Annotated in this window: 17 protein-coding genes; 9 read left to right on the forward strand and 8 right to left on the reverse strand. The window is 67.6% G+C overall.

The features are described from left to right. Positions 1–11 precede the first annotated feature (11 nt). Entirely contained in the window at positions 12–770 is a 759-nt protein-coding gene (locus ABZV40_RS27145) for an SDR family NAD(P)-dependent oxidoreductase (RefSeq protein WP_355447220.1), read from the forward strand. Here ABZV40_RS27145 and ABZV40_RS27150 read toward each other — a convergent pair. Next, positions 748–906 (reverse strand): DUF397 domain-containing protein, encoded by a 159-nt coding sequence (locus ABZV40_RS27150; RefSeq protein WP_355447223.1) that lies wholly within the window; start codon positions 904–906, stop codon positions 748–750. The two genes, ABZV40_RS27145 and ABZV40_RS27150, sit on opposite strands and share 23 nt — an antisense overlap. Further along, positions 903–1,742, reverse strand: a complete 840-nt coding sequence (locus ABZV40_RS27155) for a helix-turn-helix transcriptional regulator (protein ID WP_355447226.1) — start codon at positions 1,740–1,742, stop codon at positions 903–905. Before ABZV40_RS27155 ends, ABZV40_RS27150 begins: the two co-directional genes overlap by 4 nt. Before the next feature lie 113 nt (positions 1,743–1,855). Between ABZV40_RS27155 and ABZV40_RS27160 the strand changes: the two genes are divergently transcribed. Together ABZV40_RS27160 and ABZV40_RS27165 are read left to right on the forward strand one after the other, a co-directional pair. After that, complete coding sequence (locus tag ABZV40_RS27160) at positions 1,856–2,356, forward strand: DUF4262 domain-containing protein (RefSeq protein ID WP_355447229.1); 501 nt, start codon at positions 1,856–1,858, stop codon at positions 2,354–2,356. Further along, the gene (locus ABZV40_RS27165; RefSeq protein WP_355447232.1) at positions 2,353–2,814 is read left to right on the forward strand and encodes a GNAT family N-acetyltransferase; all 462 of its coding nucleotides are present in this window, start codon (positions 2,353–2,355) and stop codon (positions 2,812–2,814) included. The genes ABZV40_RS27160 and ABZV40_RS27165 overlap by 4 nt, the downstream gene beginning before the upstream one ends. Positions 2,815–3,011: 197 nt before the next feature. Here the strand turns inward: ABZV40_RS27165 and ABZV40_RS27170 are convergent, their stop codons facing one another. After that, positions 3,012–3,674, reverse strand: coding sequence for a glycoside hydrolase family 75 protein (locus ABZV40_RS27170; RefSeq protein ID WP_355447235.1), 663 nt, complete (start codon positions 3,672–3,674; stop codon positions 3,012–3,014). An 85-nt stretch (positions 3,675–3,759) separates the two neighbouring features. Beyond that, complete coding sequence (locus ABZV40_RS27175) at positions 3,760–4,323, reverse strand: TIGR03086 family metal-binding protein (RefSeq protein ID WP_355447238.1); 564 nt, start codon at positions 4,321–4,323, stop codon at positions 3,760–3,762. Between the two features lie 148 nt (positions 4,324–4,471). Here ABZV40_RS27175 and ABZV40_RS27180 point away from each other — a divergent pair, with 148 nt between their 5' ends. Continuing rightward, on the forward strand, positions 4,472–5,941 hold the full coding sequence (locus tag ABZV40_RS27180; RefSeq protein ID WP_355447241.1) for a peptide MFS transporter: 1,470 nt from the start codon (positions 4,472–4,474) through the stop codon (positions 5,939–5,941). A 97-nt stretch (positions 5,942–6,038) separates the two neighbouring features. Next, entirely contained in the window at positions 6,039–6,380 is a 342-nt protein-coding gene (locus ABZV40_RS27185; protein ID WP_355447243.1) for a hypothetical protein, read from the forward strand. Positions 6,381–6,596: 216 nt separating this feature from the next. Here the strand turns inward: ABZV40_RS27185 and ABZV40_RS27190 are convergent, their stop codons facing one another. Beyond that, the gene (locus ABZV40_RS27190; protein WP_355447246.1) at positions 6,597–7,877 is read right to left on the reverse strand and encodes a cytochrome P450; all 1,281 of its coding nucleotides are present in this window, start codon (positions 7,875–7,877) and stop codon (positions 6,597–6,599) included. 31 nt (positions 7,878–7,908) lie between these two features. After that, positions 7,909–8,502, reverse strand: a complete 594-nt coding sequence (locus ABZV40_RS27195) for a helix-turn-helix domain-containing protein (RefSeq protein ID WP_355447249.1) — start codon at positions 8,500–8,502, stop codon at positions 7,909–7,911. Positions 8,503–8,669: 167 nt separating this feature from the next. Between ABZV40_RS27195 and ABZV40_RS27200 the strand changes: the two genes are divergently transcribed. Further along, positions 8,670–8,822 carry a hypothetical protein gene (locus ABZV40_RS27200; RefSeq protein WP_355447252.1) on the forward strand — a complete coding sequence of 51 codons (153 nt, stop codon included), beginning with the start codon at positions 8,670–8,672 and terminating at the stop codon, positions 8,820–8,822. A gap of 221 nt (positions 8,823–9,043) precedes the next feature. Then, positions 9,044–11,530: a PQQ-dependent sugar dehydrogenase gene (locus ABZV40_RS27205; protein WP_355447255.1), complete on the forward strand. Its 2,487-nt coding sequence runs from the start codon at positions 9,044–9,046 to the stop codon at positions 11,528–11,530. Between the two features lie 45 nt (positions 11,531–11,575). On the opposite strand, the gene ABZV40_RS27210 is transcribed toward ABZV40_RS27205, so the two are convergent. Both ABZV40_RS27210 and ABZV40_RS27215 read right to left on the reverse strand, forming a co-directional pair. Next, entirely contained in the window at positions 11,576–12,922 is a 1,347-nt protein-coding gene (locus ABZV40_RS27210) for a S8 family serine peptidase (protein ID WP_355447258.1), read from the reverse strand. Positions 12,923–13,129: 207 nt separating this feature from the next. After that, positions 13,130–13,687 carry a hypothetical protein gene (locus tag ABZV40_RS27215; protein ID WP_355447261.1) on the reverse strand — a complete coding sequence of 186 codons (558 nt, stop codon included), beginning with the start codon at positions 13,685–13,687 and terminating at the stop codon, positions 13,130–13,132. Between the two features lie 168 nt (positions 13,688–13,855). Between ABZV40_RS27215 and ABZV40_RS27220 the strand changes: the two genes are divergently transcribed. Together ABZV40_RS27220 and egtB are read left to right on the forward strand one after the other, a co-directional pair. Continuing rightward, positions 13,856–15,055, forward strand: a complete 1,200-nt coding sequence (locus tag ABZV40_RS27220; RefSeq protein WP_355447264.1) for a glutamate-cysteine ligase family protein — start codon at positions 13,856–13,858, stop codon at positions 15,053–15,055. Beyond that, a complete protein-coding gene (gene egtB, locus ABZV40_RS27225; protein WP_355447267.1) occupies positions 15,052–16,341 on the forward strand; it encodes an ergothioneine biosynthesis protein EgtB in 1,290 nt (429 codons plus the stop codon). The genes ABZV40_RS27220 and egtB overlap by 4 nt, the downstream gene beginning before the upstream one ends. Positions 16,342–16,345 lie beyond the last annotated feature (4 nt).

Here is a 16,345-nt window from a genome sequence, read left to right on the forward strand (position 1 = left end):
ATTGTGCGAGTATGAGTGCTGAGGGGAAGACCTTTCTGGTCACGGGTGCCAATGCGGGCATCGGGTATCACGTCGCCGAGCAGCTCGCCGGTACCGGTGCCACGGTGATCCTGGGCAGCCGGAGTGCGACGAAGGCTGACGCAGCGATGGCGTCCATCCGTGCTGTGGTGCCGGGTGCGCGCGTGCGTCACCTACAGCTTGATCTCGCTGACCTCACGTCGTTGAAGGCCGCTGCGGGCGAGCTGGACAGGCTCGACGCGGTCGTGTGCAACGCCGGGGTCATGATCGACGACGCCGAGTTGATGTACACGACCAACCACCTCGGACACTTCGTGCTGGTCAGCTGGCTGATGCCGTTGCTCGCGGCCGCGCCGGAAGGCCGGGTCGTCACCACCGGCAGCCTCAGGGGCAAGAAGGTGAAGGACGGAGACGCCTACGCCAGGTCGAAGCAGGCGCAGATGCTGTTCGGCTTCGAGCTCGCTCGGCGCCAGAGCGCGGTGACGAGCATCGTCAACCACCCCGGCGGCGCACTCGACTCGATCACGTTCCCCGCGTCGCTCTTGTTGCAGGACAAGGCCGCCGGCGCGTGGCCGGCGGTCCAGGCCGTGCTGGACCCGGACGTGCGCAGTGGGCAGATGCTGGGGCCGCGCGTGTTCGGGCTGCGCGGCAAGCCTCGGATCGAACCCGTCCGCGGTCAGCTCGCGGACGAGGCGCTCGCTGCCCGCGTGTGGGAGGAGAGCGTCGAGCTCACCGGCGTCGAGCCAGCTTGAGGAACGCGGTCCAGGCTTCGCGGGAGACGGGCAGGTGGGTGGACGGCGCCTTGCTGTCCCGGATGCCGATGCCACGACCGACTTCCACGCAGTTGTCGCCGTCACCGCTGTAGCTGCTCTTGCGCCAGTGGGTCATTGGAGGCCCTCCAAGATGCTGTTGATCACCTCCCTCGATCCTGCCTCATCCAGCGCGACGGCCGCGAGCGCCTTCAGGACGTTCTCGTAGAGGTCGACGGTTTCCTTGTCATCGAAGAAGAGGGAGCACCTGAGGCTCTCGACGTAGACGAGGGGTGGGTACTTCGGAAATTTCATCAGCCTGAAGTCGCCTGAAGCACCTGCGTGGACACCTGCCGACCGAGGCACGATCCGGATCGTGATGTAGGGCCGCACCGACAACTGCAACAGGCGAACCAGTTGGGAACGCCACACCTCCAGGCCGCCGACCGGTAGCCAGAGAGCCTGCTCGTGCACGAGGAAGGTGAACTTCCTGCTGTGCTCGAGGATCTTTCCTCTGGCGGCCCTCGCGGCAATGGTCGCCGCGATGTTGTCGGGGGAGACGGTTTGCGCCTTGGCGGTGACCGCCTCGATGTACTCGTAGATCTGAAGCAGGCCGGGCACGAGGATCATCGACCAACAGAGGATCTCGTTGGCTTCCTTCTCGTGCTCGATCAATGTGCGGACCTGGTCCGGCACGCCGTCTTCGGGAATCTGGAGCCAGCCCTTCTCCCTCGACTCCCGGAACAACGCGATCAGGTGCTCGCGTTCCCTGACCGGGGTGCGGCAGTACGCGAGCAGTTCGCGGACTTCCGTCTCGCTGCAACCGCCTTTGCCTGCGAGCAGGTCGGAGATCTTGGCTTCCTGCCAGCCGAGCAGCTCGGCGAGCTTGCGCTGGGTCAGGCCCGTTCGTTCGATGACTTTGCGGACGCCGTTGCCGAACTCTCGCCCCACCACGCTGGATTCTCTCTTGGGCATGGAGGAACGCTAGGAGCGGAACCCGGTCGGACTCCATCGTTTCGCCGCAAATCTGCCTGAAGGTGGGAGCCTTGGAGAAGCTCTAAGCTGTTTCGCTGCGTAGGGTGGATGCCGTGCTTTCCGACGAAGACATCGCATTGCGTGCCCGGCTGCTCTCCGCCGCCGACCGGTACGGCCACACCAACATCGTCGTGAACCCGGACGCCGAGGGCGCGGGCTACGTGTTCTCGGTGGGGGCGTGGCGGCGGTTCGGAGTCGCGGAGGCCGTGGTGATCGGGCTGCCGCAGGGCATGGGCGAGAACCTGATCAACATGTACGTCAAGAGGGCGAGCGGTGGTGAGCGGTTCGTGCCGGGACAGCTCTACCACGACTTCTTCGAGGGCGTGCCGGTCACGTTCGAGCGGGTGTACAAGGGGTTCTACCCGGAGTTCTTCGGCAGCGCGTACCTGCTCTACGACGGGTCGGAGTTCGCGGCGTTGCAGATCATCGTGCCGACGCCGCAGGGGCAGTGGCCGTGGCAGCCGGACGCGCCGGAGGGGTTCCACGACCACCAGATCATCCTCACCGAGAGCGGGCTGCCGGAGAGCTGGACGCCGGGGGTCACCGGGCCGTGACCGTCCACATCGGACCACTCGCGCCGGGGCACGCCGGCGAGGTCATGACGATCCAGCGCGCCGCCTACCTCGCCGAGGCCAGGCGGTACGGCGCGTGGGAGCTGCCGCCGCTCGTCGAGACGGTGGAGGAGATCAGGAAGCACGTCGAGTCCGGCATGCCCGCGCTCGGGGCGTGGGACGGGCATCGGCTCGTGGGCAGCGTCCGGGGGAAGGTCGACGGCGCGCGCATGGAGGTCGCACGGCTCGCGGTCGCGCCGGACCAGCAGGGCAGGGGGCTCGGGCGGCGGTTGCTCGAAGCGGTCTGCGCGCTGGCGCCCGACGAGGTCGTCTGGCTGTTCACGGGGGCCGAGAGCGACGAGAACCTGCGGCTGTACGAGAGCGCCGGGTTCGTGAAGTCCGGCGAGCACTTCGACGCCGTGGGCATCAGGTGCGTCACACTCGAGAAGAAGGTCGCCTGACGTTCAGGGGCCGGAGACCAAAACGTTGTCCGGAGGTCGTTGTCCAGTCGTCACGCTCCGACACCGGACAACGATCGACCTGTAGAAATGCACTGCGGCCAAACCAGTCCGGGGGGATCTGAGAAGCCGCGATCGGGGGAGGAGCGCCCCGCCACGCAGGAGGCAGAGGGGGATGCGGGGCGGGGCGCTTCAAGCACTCAGTTGTTGTTGAGGAACTGCTGGGCCAGGGCCTCGCCGGTGGACGTCGCCTTCGCGTGGTCCTCGATCGGCGACACCTTCGAGTTCTTGAAGTAGATGTAGTGCACCGGGCCGTCGGTCCCGCCGTTCTTCGGGTCGGGGTTGATGCCCAGGCTCGCGGCGGTGGCGTAGGACGCCTCACCGATGATGTTCGTCGGGCCCGTGTCGCCGACGACGGCGTACGTGACCTTGTTGTTGTAGATGACGGCCACGACGCCACCGCCCTGGATGCCGAACTTGCGGTAGTCCCACGTGCCGCTGGCCGACGGCACGACCACGTACGGGAGCTTGTCCGCGACCAGCGGCTTGCCCTTCGAGTCGTGGAAGGCGGTGTCGGACTGGAACCACGGGTCGGTGTTCTTGTTGCACTTGCTGGTGACCTGACCGTCGCAGTCGACGTCCAGGTCGGCCTTGTACCAGACCGCGCCGTTCTTGCCGCAGACCGGGATGTTCGCGGCGGTCTCGGTGTCGCTGCGGTACTTGCCGTTCGAGATCTGCTGGCACGACGTGAGCTTGGCGAGCAACTGCGAGGCGCTCGGACCGGCGGCCTGGGCGGCGGGGGAGGCCAGGACGGAAGCCACGAGCGCGGACACGGCGAAAAGCCCTGGGGCGAGCTTGCGCATTGCCACCTCTTTCGACAGGTAACTTTCCTTACTGAAAGCGGCGGTGGCACTACTTTGCGCAACTTAAGCAACAGGCGTCAAGGGGCTACGGCTTACGTCCCAAGAGTCCTATTAGCCGGGTTTGGTCGTCGGCGTCCGGTGCGACCGGCACCGGTGAGTCGAACGCCGAAGTTCCGCTCCAGTCTTCGACATTCCGCTCCACGTAGGCCAGGACCGTCGAGGCGAGGTCCGGATCGATCCGCTCGTCGGCACCGATGGACCGCGCCAGGTCCCACGCGTGGACGGCGAGGTCCGTGGTCATCTGCCAGCAGTACTCCTCGGCGTCGATCGTCCCGGACGACACGCTCACGGTCCTGGTCAACGCCGACGGCTCCAGCCACGCCTCGCGCGCCGCCGCGGCCGCGACCACCCACGACACCAGCGGGTCGTCGCCCAGGTTGTCGTGGTCGAACCTGTCGCCGACCTGTTTGACCGTGCAGCCCGCGAGCAACTCCGGGGCCCAGAGCTGTTCGTACACCAGGTGTCCGACGAGGTCTCTGACGGACCACTCGCGGCAGGGCGTGCCGAGCACCCACTGCTCCGGTGCGATCGCTCGCACCCGCCGGTCGAACTCCGTCATGGCCAACCCGTGCGCCTGGATCAAGTCCATGTCAGCAGTGCATCAAATCCCGCTCAATCCCGCACCCCGGCAGGAGAGCTGGGCCACTTGGACGCAACCTCGATTTCCAGCCGTACGAGCGTTCGGCGTAATGTCCACCGAATCCGCCGTGACATCGTTGACACGAGAGGACGATGACGTGAGCGCACCCAGCGCCAGCATCTCCGCGCAGGACAAGGGCTTCTTCGGACACCCCCGAGGCTTGTCCACGCTGTTCTTCACCGAACTGTGGGAACGGTTCTCGTACTACGGGATGAAGGCCATCCTCGGCCTCTACCTGTGGACGGCCGTGTCGCAGGGCGGTCTGGGCGTCGACAAGGCGCTCGCGCTGTCCGTCGTCGCCATCTACGGCACCGCGGTCTACATGTCCGGGGTCGCCGGCGGCTGGCTCGCGGACCGCGTGTTCGGCGGCCAGCGCGCCACGTTCTACGGCGGCGTCCTGATCATGTGCGGTCACATCGCACTGGCGCTGCCGATCGGGATCGCGGGCGTGTACCTCGGCCTGATCTTCATCGTCTTCGGCACCGGCCTGCTCAAGCCGAACATCTCGACCGTCGTCGGCGGTCTCTACGAGAAGCACGACACGCGCCGCGACGCCGGCTTCACCGTCTTCTACATGGCGATCAACATCGGTGGCTTCGTCTCGCCGTTGATCACCGGCGCGCTCGCGAAGGGCATCGGCTTCCACGCGGGCTTCGCGGTCGCCGCGGTCGGCATGGCGCTCGGCCTGATCCAGTACCAGCTCGGCCGCAAGCACCTGCGCGGGTCCGCCGCCGTGCCGCCGAACCCGTTGCCGGCGCAGGAGAAGGGCCGCGTCTACGGCGTCATCGGCGGCATCGTGGCCGCGATCGCCGTGCTGGGCGTCGTGTCGTACCTGCTGGGCGGCGTCGAGGGCGTCATCCTGATGATCAGCATCATGTCGATCGTCCTGCCCGTCACGTACTTCACCGTGATGCTGCGCAGCAAGAAGACGCTGCCCGAGGAGAAGCCGCGCGTCATCGCGTACATCCCGCTGTTCATCGCGGCGGCGATGTTCTGGCTGATCTTCGAGCAGAGCGCGTCGGTCATCGCCGAGTTCGCCGACTCGCACGTCGACAACCACGTCCTCGGCTGGGAGTTCCCGGTCGCGTGGTTCCAGTCGATCAACCCGATCATGATCATCGCGCTGGCGCCGGTGTTCGCACTGCTGTGGGTGAAGCTCGGCGACCGGGCGCCGTCCACGCCGCGCAAGTTCGCGAGTGCGCTCGTGCTGGTCGGACTGTCGTTCGTGCTCATGTACTTCGCGAGCAACTCGGCCGCCGACGGCAAGGTGACGCCGCTCTGGCTGGTCGTGATGTTCCTGATCATGACGTGCGGTGAGCTGATGCTGTCGCCGGTCGGCCTGTCGGTCACGACGAAGCTGGCGCCCAGGGCGTTCGCGTCGCAGACGATGAGCCTCTGGTTCCTCGCGGTGTCGGCCGGTACCGGTGTGGCCGCGCAGCTCGTGAAGTTCTACACGACGAGCCCGTCGGCGTACTTCTTCACGCTGGGCGGTGCGGCCGTGGTGCTCGGCGCCGCACTGGCCGTGGGTGCACCGGTGATCAGGAAGTTGATGTCGGGCGTCGAATAGCACGGGAAGTCTTTCCTCATTGCTCGAAATTCGTCTGTTTCGCGCCTTTCGCTCCGTAACGTCGGTTGCGGGGATCGGCTGCGAGAAAGGCGGAGAAATGGGTCGGGCAAAGGTGTTGTTCGCGGCTGCGGCGTTGTCGGCCGGTGTGGTGGCGGTGACCGCCGGACCGGCCGTCGCCGAGGCCTGCCAGGCCGGTGGCCACACGGCCTGCGTGGCCGTCAGCTACCAGGTCGACTGGGTCAAGAGCATCCGGGTCAACGGGCGGTGCCTGATCGGCTCCTCCGGCAAGTACTCGAGCGTCGAGGTCGACCGGTTCGGCACGCCGGACGTGCTGACGTACGGCGGTAGCAGGTGTGAGGGCGGCACGCACAACTCGGCCCGGGTCACCTGGGGTTCGGAGGACCCCGAGGGCTACCGCTGGGTGTGGATCAGGTCCTGACCGCGAGCGATGAAGGGCTCCTTCATCCACCTCACGTGGATGAAGGAGCCCTTCATCGACAAAAGGCGAGAGGGAGGCCCGTCGCGGCGGCGGTGCGGCGGGTCTCCCTCTCTGCTTTCAAGCATGCACTACGGAGAAGTGTCATTGGGGCACGAACATTGCTCCAGCCGGGTGAAGTCGAGCACGTGTCGCGACGGATTTCGCCCCACGTCAGCTCTAGTTCACCGCCAGTGATCGTTTGGTTTCGTTCGCACGAACCGGAAGTCGCAACGCGCCGCGAATCAGCTTGGACTTCCTGCGCGCCACCGGGCCGTCCGGCGCGAGGTTCGGGAACCGCTTGAACAACTCGTGCAACGCGATGGCGCCCTCGATGCGGCTGAGCCCCGCGCCGATGCAGTAGTGGATGCCCGCGCTGAACGACAGGTGCTCGCGCGCGTTGGACCGCGTCGGGTCGAACTTCAACGGGTCCTTGAACACCCGCGGATCGCGGTTGGCCGCCGCGAGCATGAGCATCACCGGCATGCCCTTGGGCAGCGAGACACCCGCCAGCTCGAGGCGTTCCTTCGGCCAGCGGATCGTGTACTGCACGGGCGGGTCGAGCCGCAGGACCTCCTCGACGAACCCCTCGGCGTACTCGGGGCTCTGCGCGAGCGGGGCGACGGTGTGCGGGTTCTCGAACGCCTTCAGCACGCCGTTGCCGATCAGGTTGACCGTCGTCTCGAACCCGGCGAACAGCAACAACCCGGTGGTGGCGACGAGATCCTCGCGGGTGAGGTCGGCGTGCTGCGTGACGAGGTGGCTGACGATGTCGTCCTGCGGGTTGCGGCGGCGCTCGTCCATCAGGCCGTCGATGTAGTCGTTGTACTCGATGATGGTGGCGTGCAGGCTCTTCAGCTGCTTGTACGACCACACGCCGTCGAGCGTCTCGGCGAGCGAACTGCCCCAGCGGGCGAAGATCTCCTTGTCGCTGTCGGGCACGCCGAGCAGGTCCGCGATGACCTGGATCGGCACCTGCGCGGCGAACTCGCTGACCACGTCGAACCGGCCGTCGAGCCGGTCCAGGTAGTCGATGACGATCTTCTGGATGGACTCGGTGCGGTCCTTCAGGGCGCGTGGCGTGAAGAACGGCTGGACGAGCTTGCGCAGCCGGGTGTGGTGGGGAGGGTTCATCATCAGGAACGAGTCCTGCACCGGGTTGACGATCTTCTCGCCGTCCTTGACCAGCTTGACCGGCACCAGCGACGCCTCGTCGAACGTCATCGTGATGAACCGGTTGTCGCGCAGCACCGAGTCGCAGATCTCGCGGGACGGCGTGACGTAGGCGCCCATCCTGCTGCGGACCATGTCGCCCTTCGCGCGCACCTTCTCGTACAGGGGGTACGGGTCGCGGTCCGGCGGCGAGGCGATCACACCGGCGTACGGGTCACCGAGCAGCGCGTAGCCGCGGACGAGCGTGCGCAGCGCGAAGAACTGGGCGGCGGTCTTCAGCGTGGACATGGGTCCACAGTGCGGGCTACGTGAAGAAGCTTCAAGAGCTTCGGCGGTGTCTCCGCACGGTTTCTTCGACGAGATCGAGCACGGGTTCCATGTCGTCGGCCGGAAGGCCCATGGCGAGGTGCGAGACCAGTCCTTCGAGGACCAGTTCCAGGAAGTTCGTCAGGACGGTGACGTCGACGTCGTCACGCAGGTTGCCGGCCTCGCGCTGGCGGATGAGGCGCTGCCGGGTGGCCTGGGTGAGCTGCTCGCTGCGCTCGGCCCAGCGGGCGCGGAAGTCCGGGTCGGTGCGCAGCCGGCGGGAGACCTCCAGCCGCGTGCCGAGCCAGTCCGCCGCGTGCTCCTCGTCCCGCTTCTCCGGTTCGTCGAGGAGGTCGCGCATCACCTGGACGAGGCCCTGTTCGGCCACCACGTCGGCCATGCGCAGCGCGTCGTCCTCGGCGAGGGCCAGGAACAGCGACTCCTTGTCGCGGAAGTGGTGGAAGATCGCACCGCGGGACAGGCCCGTCGCCTCCTCCAGGCGGCGTACCGTGGCACCCTCGTAGCCGTGGCGCGCGAAGCAGGCACGCGCGCCGTCGAGGATCTGACGGCGGCGGGCGTCGAGGTGGTCCTGGCTCACCCTGGGCACCGGTAGATGGTCGCAGGGCGGGAGCGGGAAATCCAATCCGTACGTACGGATTGGACGGCTCCATCTGTGTGATCTTCGGCGTGATCTTTTCGGAGCGGACCCGTTCGTGTGGATCATCGGCCGGGCCTGCGCCGACGGCTGTGCCACCACCAATATCCTCCACCGCCATGGAGACGCAGGAGATCGTCAAGCTGTCGACGCTCGCGGAGCGCCTGGGGTGGCAGCGGCGTGAGTCCACAGGCGTCCACGTGGTCGATCTGCTGGTGAGCCGAGCGGTCTCCGACCTGATCGCCGCGCTCGCCCAGAACCGGGACCTGTAAGCGCTTTCCCGCACCTCGTGAGGGGATTGACAGCTGTTGTCATGCGATGGTGTGATCTGCGCGACAGATAGGAAAGTTTCTATCCAATAACTGAACCCGCCGCCGCATGGAGTGATCCCCCTACCCGTCTTGTGGGAGGCACAACAGTGGCACCGAGCAGAAGCCGGGCGTTACGCGCGCTCGGCGCGATGGGTGTTGCGTTCGCGACGGCCATCGCATTGATGTCGGTATCCGAGAGCGCCCACGCGGCGCCCGCTCTGGATCAGGAAGCGGAGAACGCGACGATCTCCCAGGGCGTCGTCGAGTCGAACCACGCCGGGTTCTCCGGCACCGGCTTCGTCAACTACGACAACGTGGTGGGCTCGTACGTCGAGTACACCCTCACCGCGGACCAGGCCGGTGAGCACGAGCTGACGTTCCGCTACGCCAACGGGACGACAACCGACCGCCCGGTCTCGGTGACCGTGAACGGCGGTGCGGCGCAGACCGTGTCGTTCCCCGGGACCGGCGCGTGGACGACGTGGCAGACGCGGACCGCGAAGGTCACGCTCAAGGCGGGGGCGAACAAGATCCGCGCCACCGCCACGACCGCGAACGGCGGCCCGAACGCCGACAAGATCTCCGCGGTCCGGCTCGGCCCGGTGGACACCGAGCCGCCGACCCCGCCGAAGAACCTGCAGTTCGTCTCCTCGACGGCCACCACGGTGTCGCTGAAGTGGGAGGCGGCCACGGACAACGTGGGCGTGACCGGCTACGAGATCTACCAGCACGGCCAGCACGTGCTGAGCGTCGGCAACGTCCTGGAGGCGACCGCCACCGGTCTGCAGCCCGACACGGACTACGACTGGACCGTGTTCGCCAAGGACGCCGCGAACAACGTCTCGCAGGCCTCCAACAACGTCCTCGGCCGCACCCAGCCGGCACCGCCGGACAACGAGGCGCCGACGGTTCCCGGCAACCTGCGCTCGACCGGCAAGACCGCGACCTCGGTCGACCTCGCCTGGAACGCCTCCACCGACAACGTGGGCGTCACCGGGTACGAGATCTACGTCAACGGTGAGGCCAAGCAGACCGCCGACGGCAACGCCACCTCGGCGACGGTGGCCGGGCTGACCGCCGGCACCGAGTACGCGTTCCGGGTGCTCGCGAAGGACGCGAAGGGCAACAGGTCCGGGCTGTCCAACGAGATCAAGGTGACCCCGGCGGCCGGTGGGCCGTCCGGCACGCCCGACCCCGGCACGGTGTCCACGATCGCGTCCGGTGTGGACGTGGCGTGGGGCCTGGTGTTCCTGCCGGACGGTTCGGCGCTCTTCAGCGAGCGCAACACGTTCAACATCTACCGGCTGACCAAGAGCGGGCAGAAGACGCTGGCGGGCAAGATCAGCCAAGCCGTCGGCACGAACGGCGAGGGCGGCCTGCTCGGCCTGGAGATCGCGCCGTCGTTCAGCACCGACCACTGGCTGTACGTCTACCACACGGCGTCCGAGGGCAACCGCGTCATCCGGATCAAGTACGAGAACGGCGCGCTGGTGCAGAGCTCGTACCAGATCCTGTTGCAGGGCATGGCGAAGAACCGCTACCACAACGGCGGGCGCCTGCGGTACGGACCGGTCGACGGCAAGCTGTACGTGTCCGTCGGCGACGCGCAGAACCCGGACAACAACCCGCAGAACAACAACTCGCTCAACGGCAAGATCCTGCGGATCAACCTGGACGGCTCGATCCCGTCCGACAACCCGTTCGGCAACGCCGTCTGGTCGAAGGGCCACCGCAACCCGCAGGGCCTCGACTTCGACTCGAAGGGCCGGCTGTGGGAGTCCGAGTTCGGCGACTCCACGCAGGACGAGGTCAACCTGATCGTCAAGGGCGGCAACTACGGCTGGCCGAACTGCGAGGGCACCACGGGCAGCTGCTCCGGCTACATCGCGCCGAAGAAGACGTGGTCGACCTCGCAGGCCTCACCGTCCGGCCTGACGATCATCAACGACTACGTGTTCGTGGCCACCACCGTGGGGCAGCGCGTCTACCGGATGCGGATCGACGGCGACACGCTGGTCGACCAGAAGGTGTACTTCCAGGGCACCTACGACCGGTTGCGCACGGTCGAGGTCGACCACGACGGTGACATCTGGCTGACCACGACCACGGACAAGGACGGCACCCCGAACAACGACCGCATCCTGCTGATCGACATCCAGTACTCGGGCGGCGGGGGCGGCGGCTTCAAGCTGACGTCGTCGGCGTTCGCGGACAACGCGATGATGCCCGCCAAGTACACGTGCGCCGGTGACGGCACGGCGGGCCAGGACCCGTCGCCGCCGCTGGCGTGGGGCGCGTCCTCGGGTGCGCAGGGCTACGCGATCGTGTTCGCCGACAAGGCGAACAACGGCAACAAGCTGCACTGGGCGATCTGGGACATTCCTGGTTCGACGACCTCGTTGCCGGAAAACCTCGGTGCCGGTTTCAACGTGCCCAACCAGGGCGGGGCGAAGCAGAAGGCCATGGGCAGCGGGGCGAGTGCGCTGAAGTACTTCGGCCCGTGTCCCGGCGGTTCCACTCACCCGTACACGTTCACGTTGTACGCGTTGAACACCGCCACCGTGCCCGGCATCACCTCGTCGTCGACGATGGCGCAGATCGAGACCGCCATCAAGAACGCCTCCACCGCGAACACGGTGCTGCGCGCTCAGTCGAACGCCGCGGCGTGATGAGTGGACGGTGAAAGGCGGGGCCTCCTGCGAGGCCCCGCTTTTTCACTTCTTGGGCAGGGTGACGGCCCAGCTGTCGAGGATTCCGACGTCGCCTTCACTGCGGTCGCGCACGAGCAGCTGCCAGGTGCCGTTCTTGGTTTCGCTCGAGAGGTCGACGGTGTAGTAGGGCTGGAACTCGGTGCCCGTGCCGTTGGCTTTCAACAGGTACGTGCGGCCGCTCGGCCCGGCGAGCTCGATCCGCACGTCGCTCGGTGCCGAGTGCCTGATCGTCACCTCGACCTTGGTGGCCTTGGGGGCGTTGCCCTTGCACCCCGCGTACCGGATGGCCGTGCCGACGTACTCGCCGGCGTCCGGGATCTCGACGTCGTTGTCGTTGGTCTTGCGGCCGCAGCCGGGCGTGGGCGGTGGCGGCACGATGCCGTGGTCGGTGTAGAGCAGCTCGTTGGGGGAGTTGGCTCCCGGGTTCGTGACCTTGCCGGGGGTGGCTTGGTGCACGAGGGCGTCGCGGACCTCCCGCGGGGTGGCCGCGGGGTGCTTGGCGAGGTAGAGCGCGGCGGTGCCGGCGACGTGCGGCGAGGCCATGCTCGTGCCGGACGCGTTCAGCGTGGCCGTGTCGGAGTCCTTCCAGCTGCTCAGGATGCCGAGGCCGGGCGCGAAGAGGTCCAGGCAGGTGCCGTAGTTGCTGAAGTAGGCGCGGCTGTCGTCCCGTGCGGTCGCGCCGACCGTGATGGCGCTCGGCTCTCGCGCGGGCGATTGGGTGCACGCGTCGCCGTTGCTGTTGCCCGCGGCGACCGCGTACGTGATGCCTGCCGCGATGGAGTTCCTGAGCGCCGCGTCCAGGACGTCGTCCGCGTCGCCGCCGAGCGACATGTTGGCGACGGCGGGCCTGATCGCGTTCTTCGTCACCCAGTCGATGCCCGCGACGACCTGCTCGGTGGTGCCGGAGCCCTTGCAGTCCAGGACGCGGACGCCGTGCAGCGCGACCTTCTTGGCGACGCCGAAGTCCTTGCCGCCGATCGTGCCGGAGACGTGCGTGCCGTGGCCGTGGCAGTCGTCGGGGTTCGCGTCGTTGTCGATGGCGTCGAAGCCCTCCTTGACCCTGCCCTCGAACTGCTGGTGCGTCGCGCGGATGCCGGTGTCGACGACGTACGCGTGCACGTTCGCCGCGTCCGTTGAGTAGTAGTAGGTCTGGTCGAACGGCATGTTGCGCTGGTCGATCCGGTCCAGGCCCCACGCCTGCGGGTTGTTCTGCGCGTCGCTGATGCGATGGATCTTGTTGCGCTGGACCATGGCGACGTTCGGGTCCTTGCTCAGCTGTGCGGCTTTTTGCGCGGTCATCGTGGCGCTGAACCCGTTCAGCGCCGATGAATACGTGTGGCGGACCTGCACGTCGTATTGAGATGTGACTTTTGTGCTGAGAATGTGCTCCCGCAGGACCACGACGAACGTGTCTTCAGCGGCTTGTGCGGGGATACCGATTCCTGTAAGCGCTACCGCCGCGGCGAGTCCGAGCCGGAATTTCGGCATTGTTCTCCCTTGTGAACGCGTCTCAAATGAGTGTTCACGCGCGACGGATACGCGAACTCGTCGTCGAGATTAGTTCAATTCCGCGGTGAGAACGAGCTGATCGGCGTGCCGGGTGAGCAGCACGAGGTTGCCCGGTTCGAGATCGACGAGCACGAGACCTCCTTCGCGCACGTGCCTCGCCCAGGCCCACGGGATGGTCGTCGAGCAGAGCGCGATGATCCGGTCGAACGGCGCGTGCTCCTCCAGGCGGTGCGTGAACACCCGGTCCGGGCCGAGCCGGTGCGCGAGCAGCGCGGCCAGGTAGCCGCAGCCGGTCGCCAGCACCCGGTGGCCGTCGCGCACGTCGAGGGCTTCGAGCATCCGCACCAGACGACTCGGCTTGGCCGAGGAGGACAGCGTCACCGGGTCGGTGACGAGCGGCTCGTTGCGGTACACCTCGGCGAGCCAGCCGTCGTCCGCGGAGGTCGTCTCCGCCCACGTGCCGTCTGGCCGCCGCAGGTAGAACCTCGGCACGAACGCGTGCCGCGGAGTCGCTTCCAGGGCTTCGCGCCACACGGAGGTGCGCAGAACGCCCTCCGCCGCGACCGCTCCGGCGAGGCCCTGGGCTCGTAGACGCCAAGTAGTCATGTGATCACGGTATGAGTTGGAGGTCTGCCAAGGAAGCCGCGCGGATTTCCCCCGTGCGCACGCGTGCGGGCAGCTAGATCCTTGATCTGTAAGGATTTGCGAGCGTGCAACTGTCAGACCCCGCGTGTAGCGTCGGACGCGCCATTCGATCACGGGGAGTGTGGCAGCGTGACTGCGTTGCGTGACCAACCGGCGCCGGCGATGTTCGCCGACCGCGCCGAGGCCGAGGCGTACGTGGCCTCGGTCTGTTTCAAGCACGGACCTCCGCGGCTTTACGGCGTGGAGCTCGAATGGACCGTTCACCACGCGGAAGACCCGGCCCAGCAGCTGGACCGCCATCGGCTGGCCGCGGCTCTCGGAGAGCACGCGCCGCCCACGCTGGTTCCGGACAGCCCCCAGCGGCCGCTGCCCAGCGGCACCCCGTTGACCGTCGAACCCGGCGGGCAGGTCGAGATCTCGACTCCTCCCTGCACCAGCCTCCCGGACCTCTTCCGGACGGTCGCGGAAGACATCTCCCAGCTCACCGCCATGCTGGCGGACCACGGTCTCGTGCTCGGCGACCGCGGCGCGGACCAGCACCGCAGCCCCACGCGCATGCTGCGGGTGCCCCGGTACGCGGCGATGGAGCACGCGTTCGAGCGCGTCGGCGGCGACGGCATCGCCATGATGTGCAACACGGCCGGACTGCAGGTGTGCCTCGACTTCGGCGAGGAGAAGCACCTGCGGGACCGGTGGGCCGCCGTGCACCAGCTCGGGCCGGTGCTGATCGCGCTGTTCGCGAACTCGCCGAGCATCGGCGGGATGCACCGCGACTGGGCGTCGGCCCGGATGCGGACGCTCTACGGCACGGATCCCGTGCGCACCAGGCCAAGCGCCGTGTGCGCCGATCCGGCGGCCGCCTACGCCCGGCGGGTGATCGACGCGCCGGTGATCGTCGTGCGCGGGCCGAGCGCCAGCTGGATTCCGCCGCGCCGGCTCTCGTTCGCCGACTGGGTCGACGGGGCGCTCGACCGCAGTCCCACCAGCGACGACCTCGACTACCACCTGACCACGATGTTCCCGCCGGTGCGGCCGCGCGGGTACATCGAGATCAGATACCTCGACACGCCCGCGCCCGGCGGGTGGATCGCGCCGAGTGCGCTGCTCGTCGCGCTGTTCAGCGATCCGTCCGTCGTGGACGGTGTGCTGGCGGCGACGGAACGGGCGGCCGGGCGGTGGCTCGTCGCCGCGCGGCACGGGATGGCGGACGAACGCATTGCCAGAGCGGCACGAGACGTCGTGGCGCTGGGCATCGAGTCGTTGCACCGCACCGGTCTCTCACACGATCAGATCAGCGCCATCAGCTCCGAGCTTGAGGGGAAGCTGTGACGGAAGAACTCCGCGAGCACGTTGCGGAGGAACTGTTGCGTTCGCGCGCGCGTTCCACCGCCTTGACCGATGCCGTCGACGAGCACGACCTCGTCCGGCAGCACTCGAAGCTGATGTCGCCGCTGGTCTGGGACCTGGCGCACATCGGCAACCAGGAGGAGCTCTGGCTCGTTCGCGACGTCGGCGGTCGTGAACCGGTCAGGAGCGACATCGACGAGTACTACGACGCGTTCAAGTACGGCCGGTCGGTTCGGCCCGAGTTACCGCTGCTGAACCCCCGCGAGGCCCGCCAGTACGTCGGTGACGTGCGCGGCAAGGTGTTCGACGTGCTGGAGAAGGTGCCGCTGCAGGGCCGCCGCCTCGTCGAGAACGGCTTCGCGTTCGGCATGATCGTCCAGCACGAGCAGCAGCACGACGAGACGATGCTCGCCACGCACCAGCTGCGCACCGGCGAACCCGTCCTGCACGCGCCGCTGCCGCCGCACGGAAACCTCGTTCCCGCAACGGAAGCGTTCATCCCGGGTGGACCGTTCGAGATGGGCACGTCGGACGAACCGTGGGCGCTCGACAACGAGCGCCCCGCGCACGCCGTCCACGTCGACTCGTTCTTCATCGACACCACCCCGGTCACGAACGCCGAGTACGCCGAGTTCATCCTGGCCGGCGGCTACGACGACCGTCGCCTGTGGACGGACGCGGGCTGGGAACACCGCACCACGGCCAAGCTGGTGGCGCCGCGGTTCTGGCGACGCGAGGGCAACAGCTTCGTGCGCACGGCGTTCGGCGTGACTGAACCGATCGTGCCGGACGAACCCGTTGTGCACGTGTGCTTCCACGAGGCGCAGGCGTACGCGACGTGGGTGGGCAAGCGACTGCCGACCGAGGCGGAGTGGGAGAAGGCCGCGCGGTTCGACCCGGACACCCGGACCTCGCGGCGGTACCCGTGGGGCGACGAGGACCCGACCGAGCTGCACGCCAACCTCGGCCAGCGCCACCTGCGCCCGGCCCCGGTCGGCGCGTACCCGGCGGGCGTGTCCGCGAGCGGCGTGCACCAGCTGATCGGCGACGTCTGGGAGTGGACCTCGACGGACTTCCACCCCTATCCGGGCTTCGAGGCCTTCCCGTACCGCGAGTACTCGGAGGTCTTCTTCGGACCGGACTACAAGGTGCTGCGCGGTGGTTCGTTCGGCACCGACTCCTCCGCGATCCGGGCGACGTTCCGCAACTGGGACTACCCGATCAGACGGCAGATCTTCGCCGGCTTCCGCTGCGCCAGGGACGCCTGACCCG

It is taken from the genome of Lentzea sp. NPDC004782 (genome assembly GCF_040609115.1).
Lineage (GTDB): Bacteria > Actinomycetota > Actinomycetes > Mycobacteriales > Pseudonocardiaceae > Lentzea.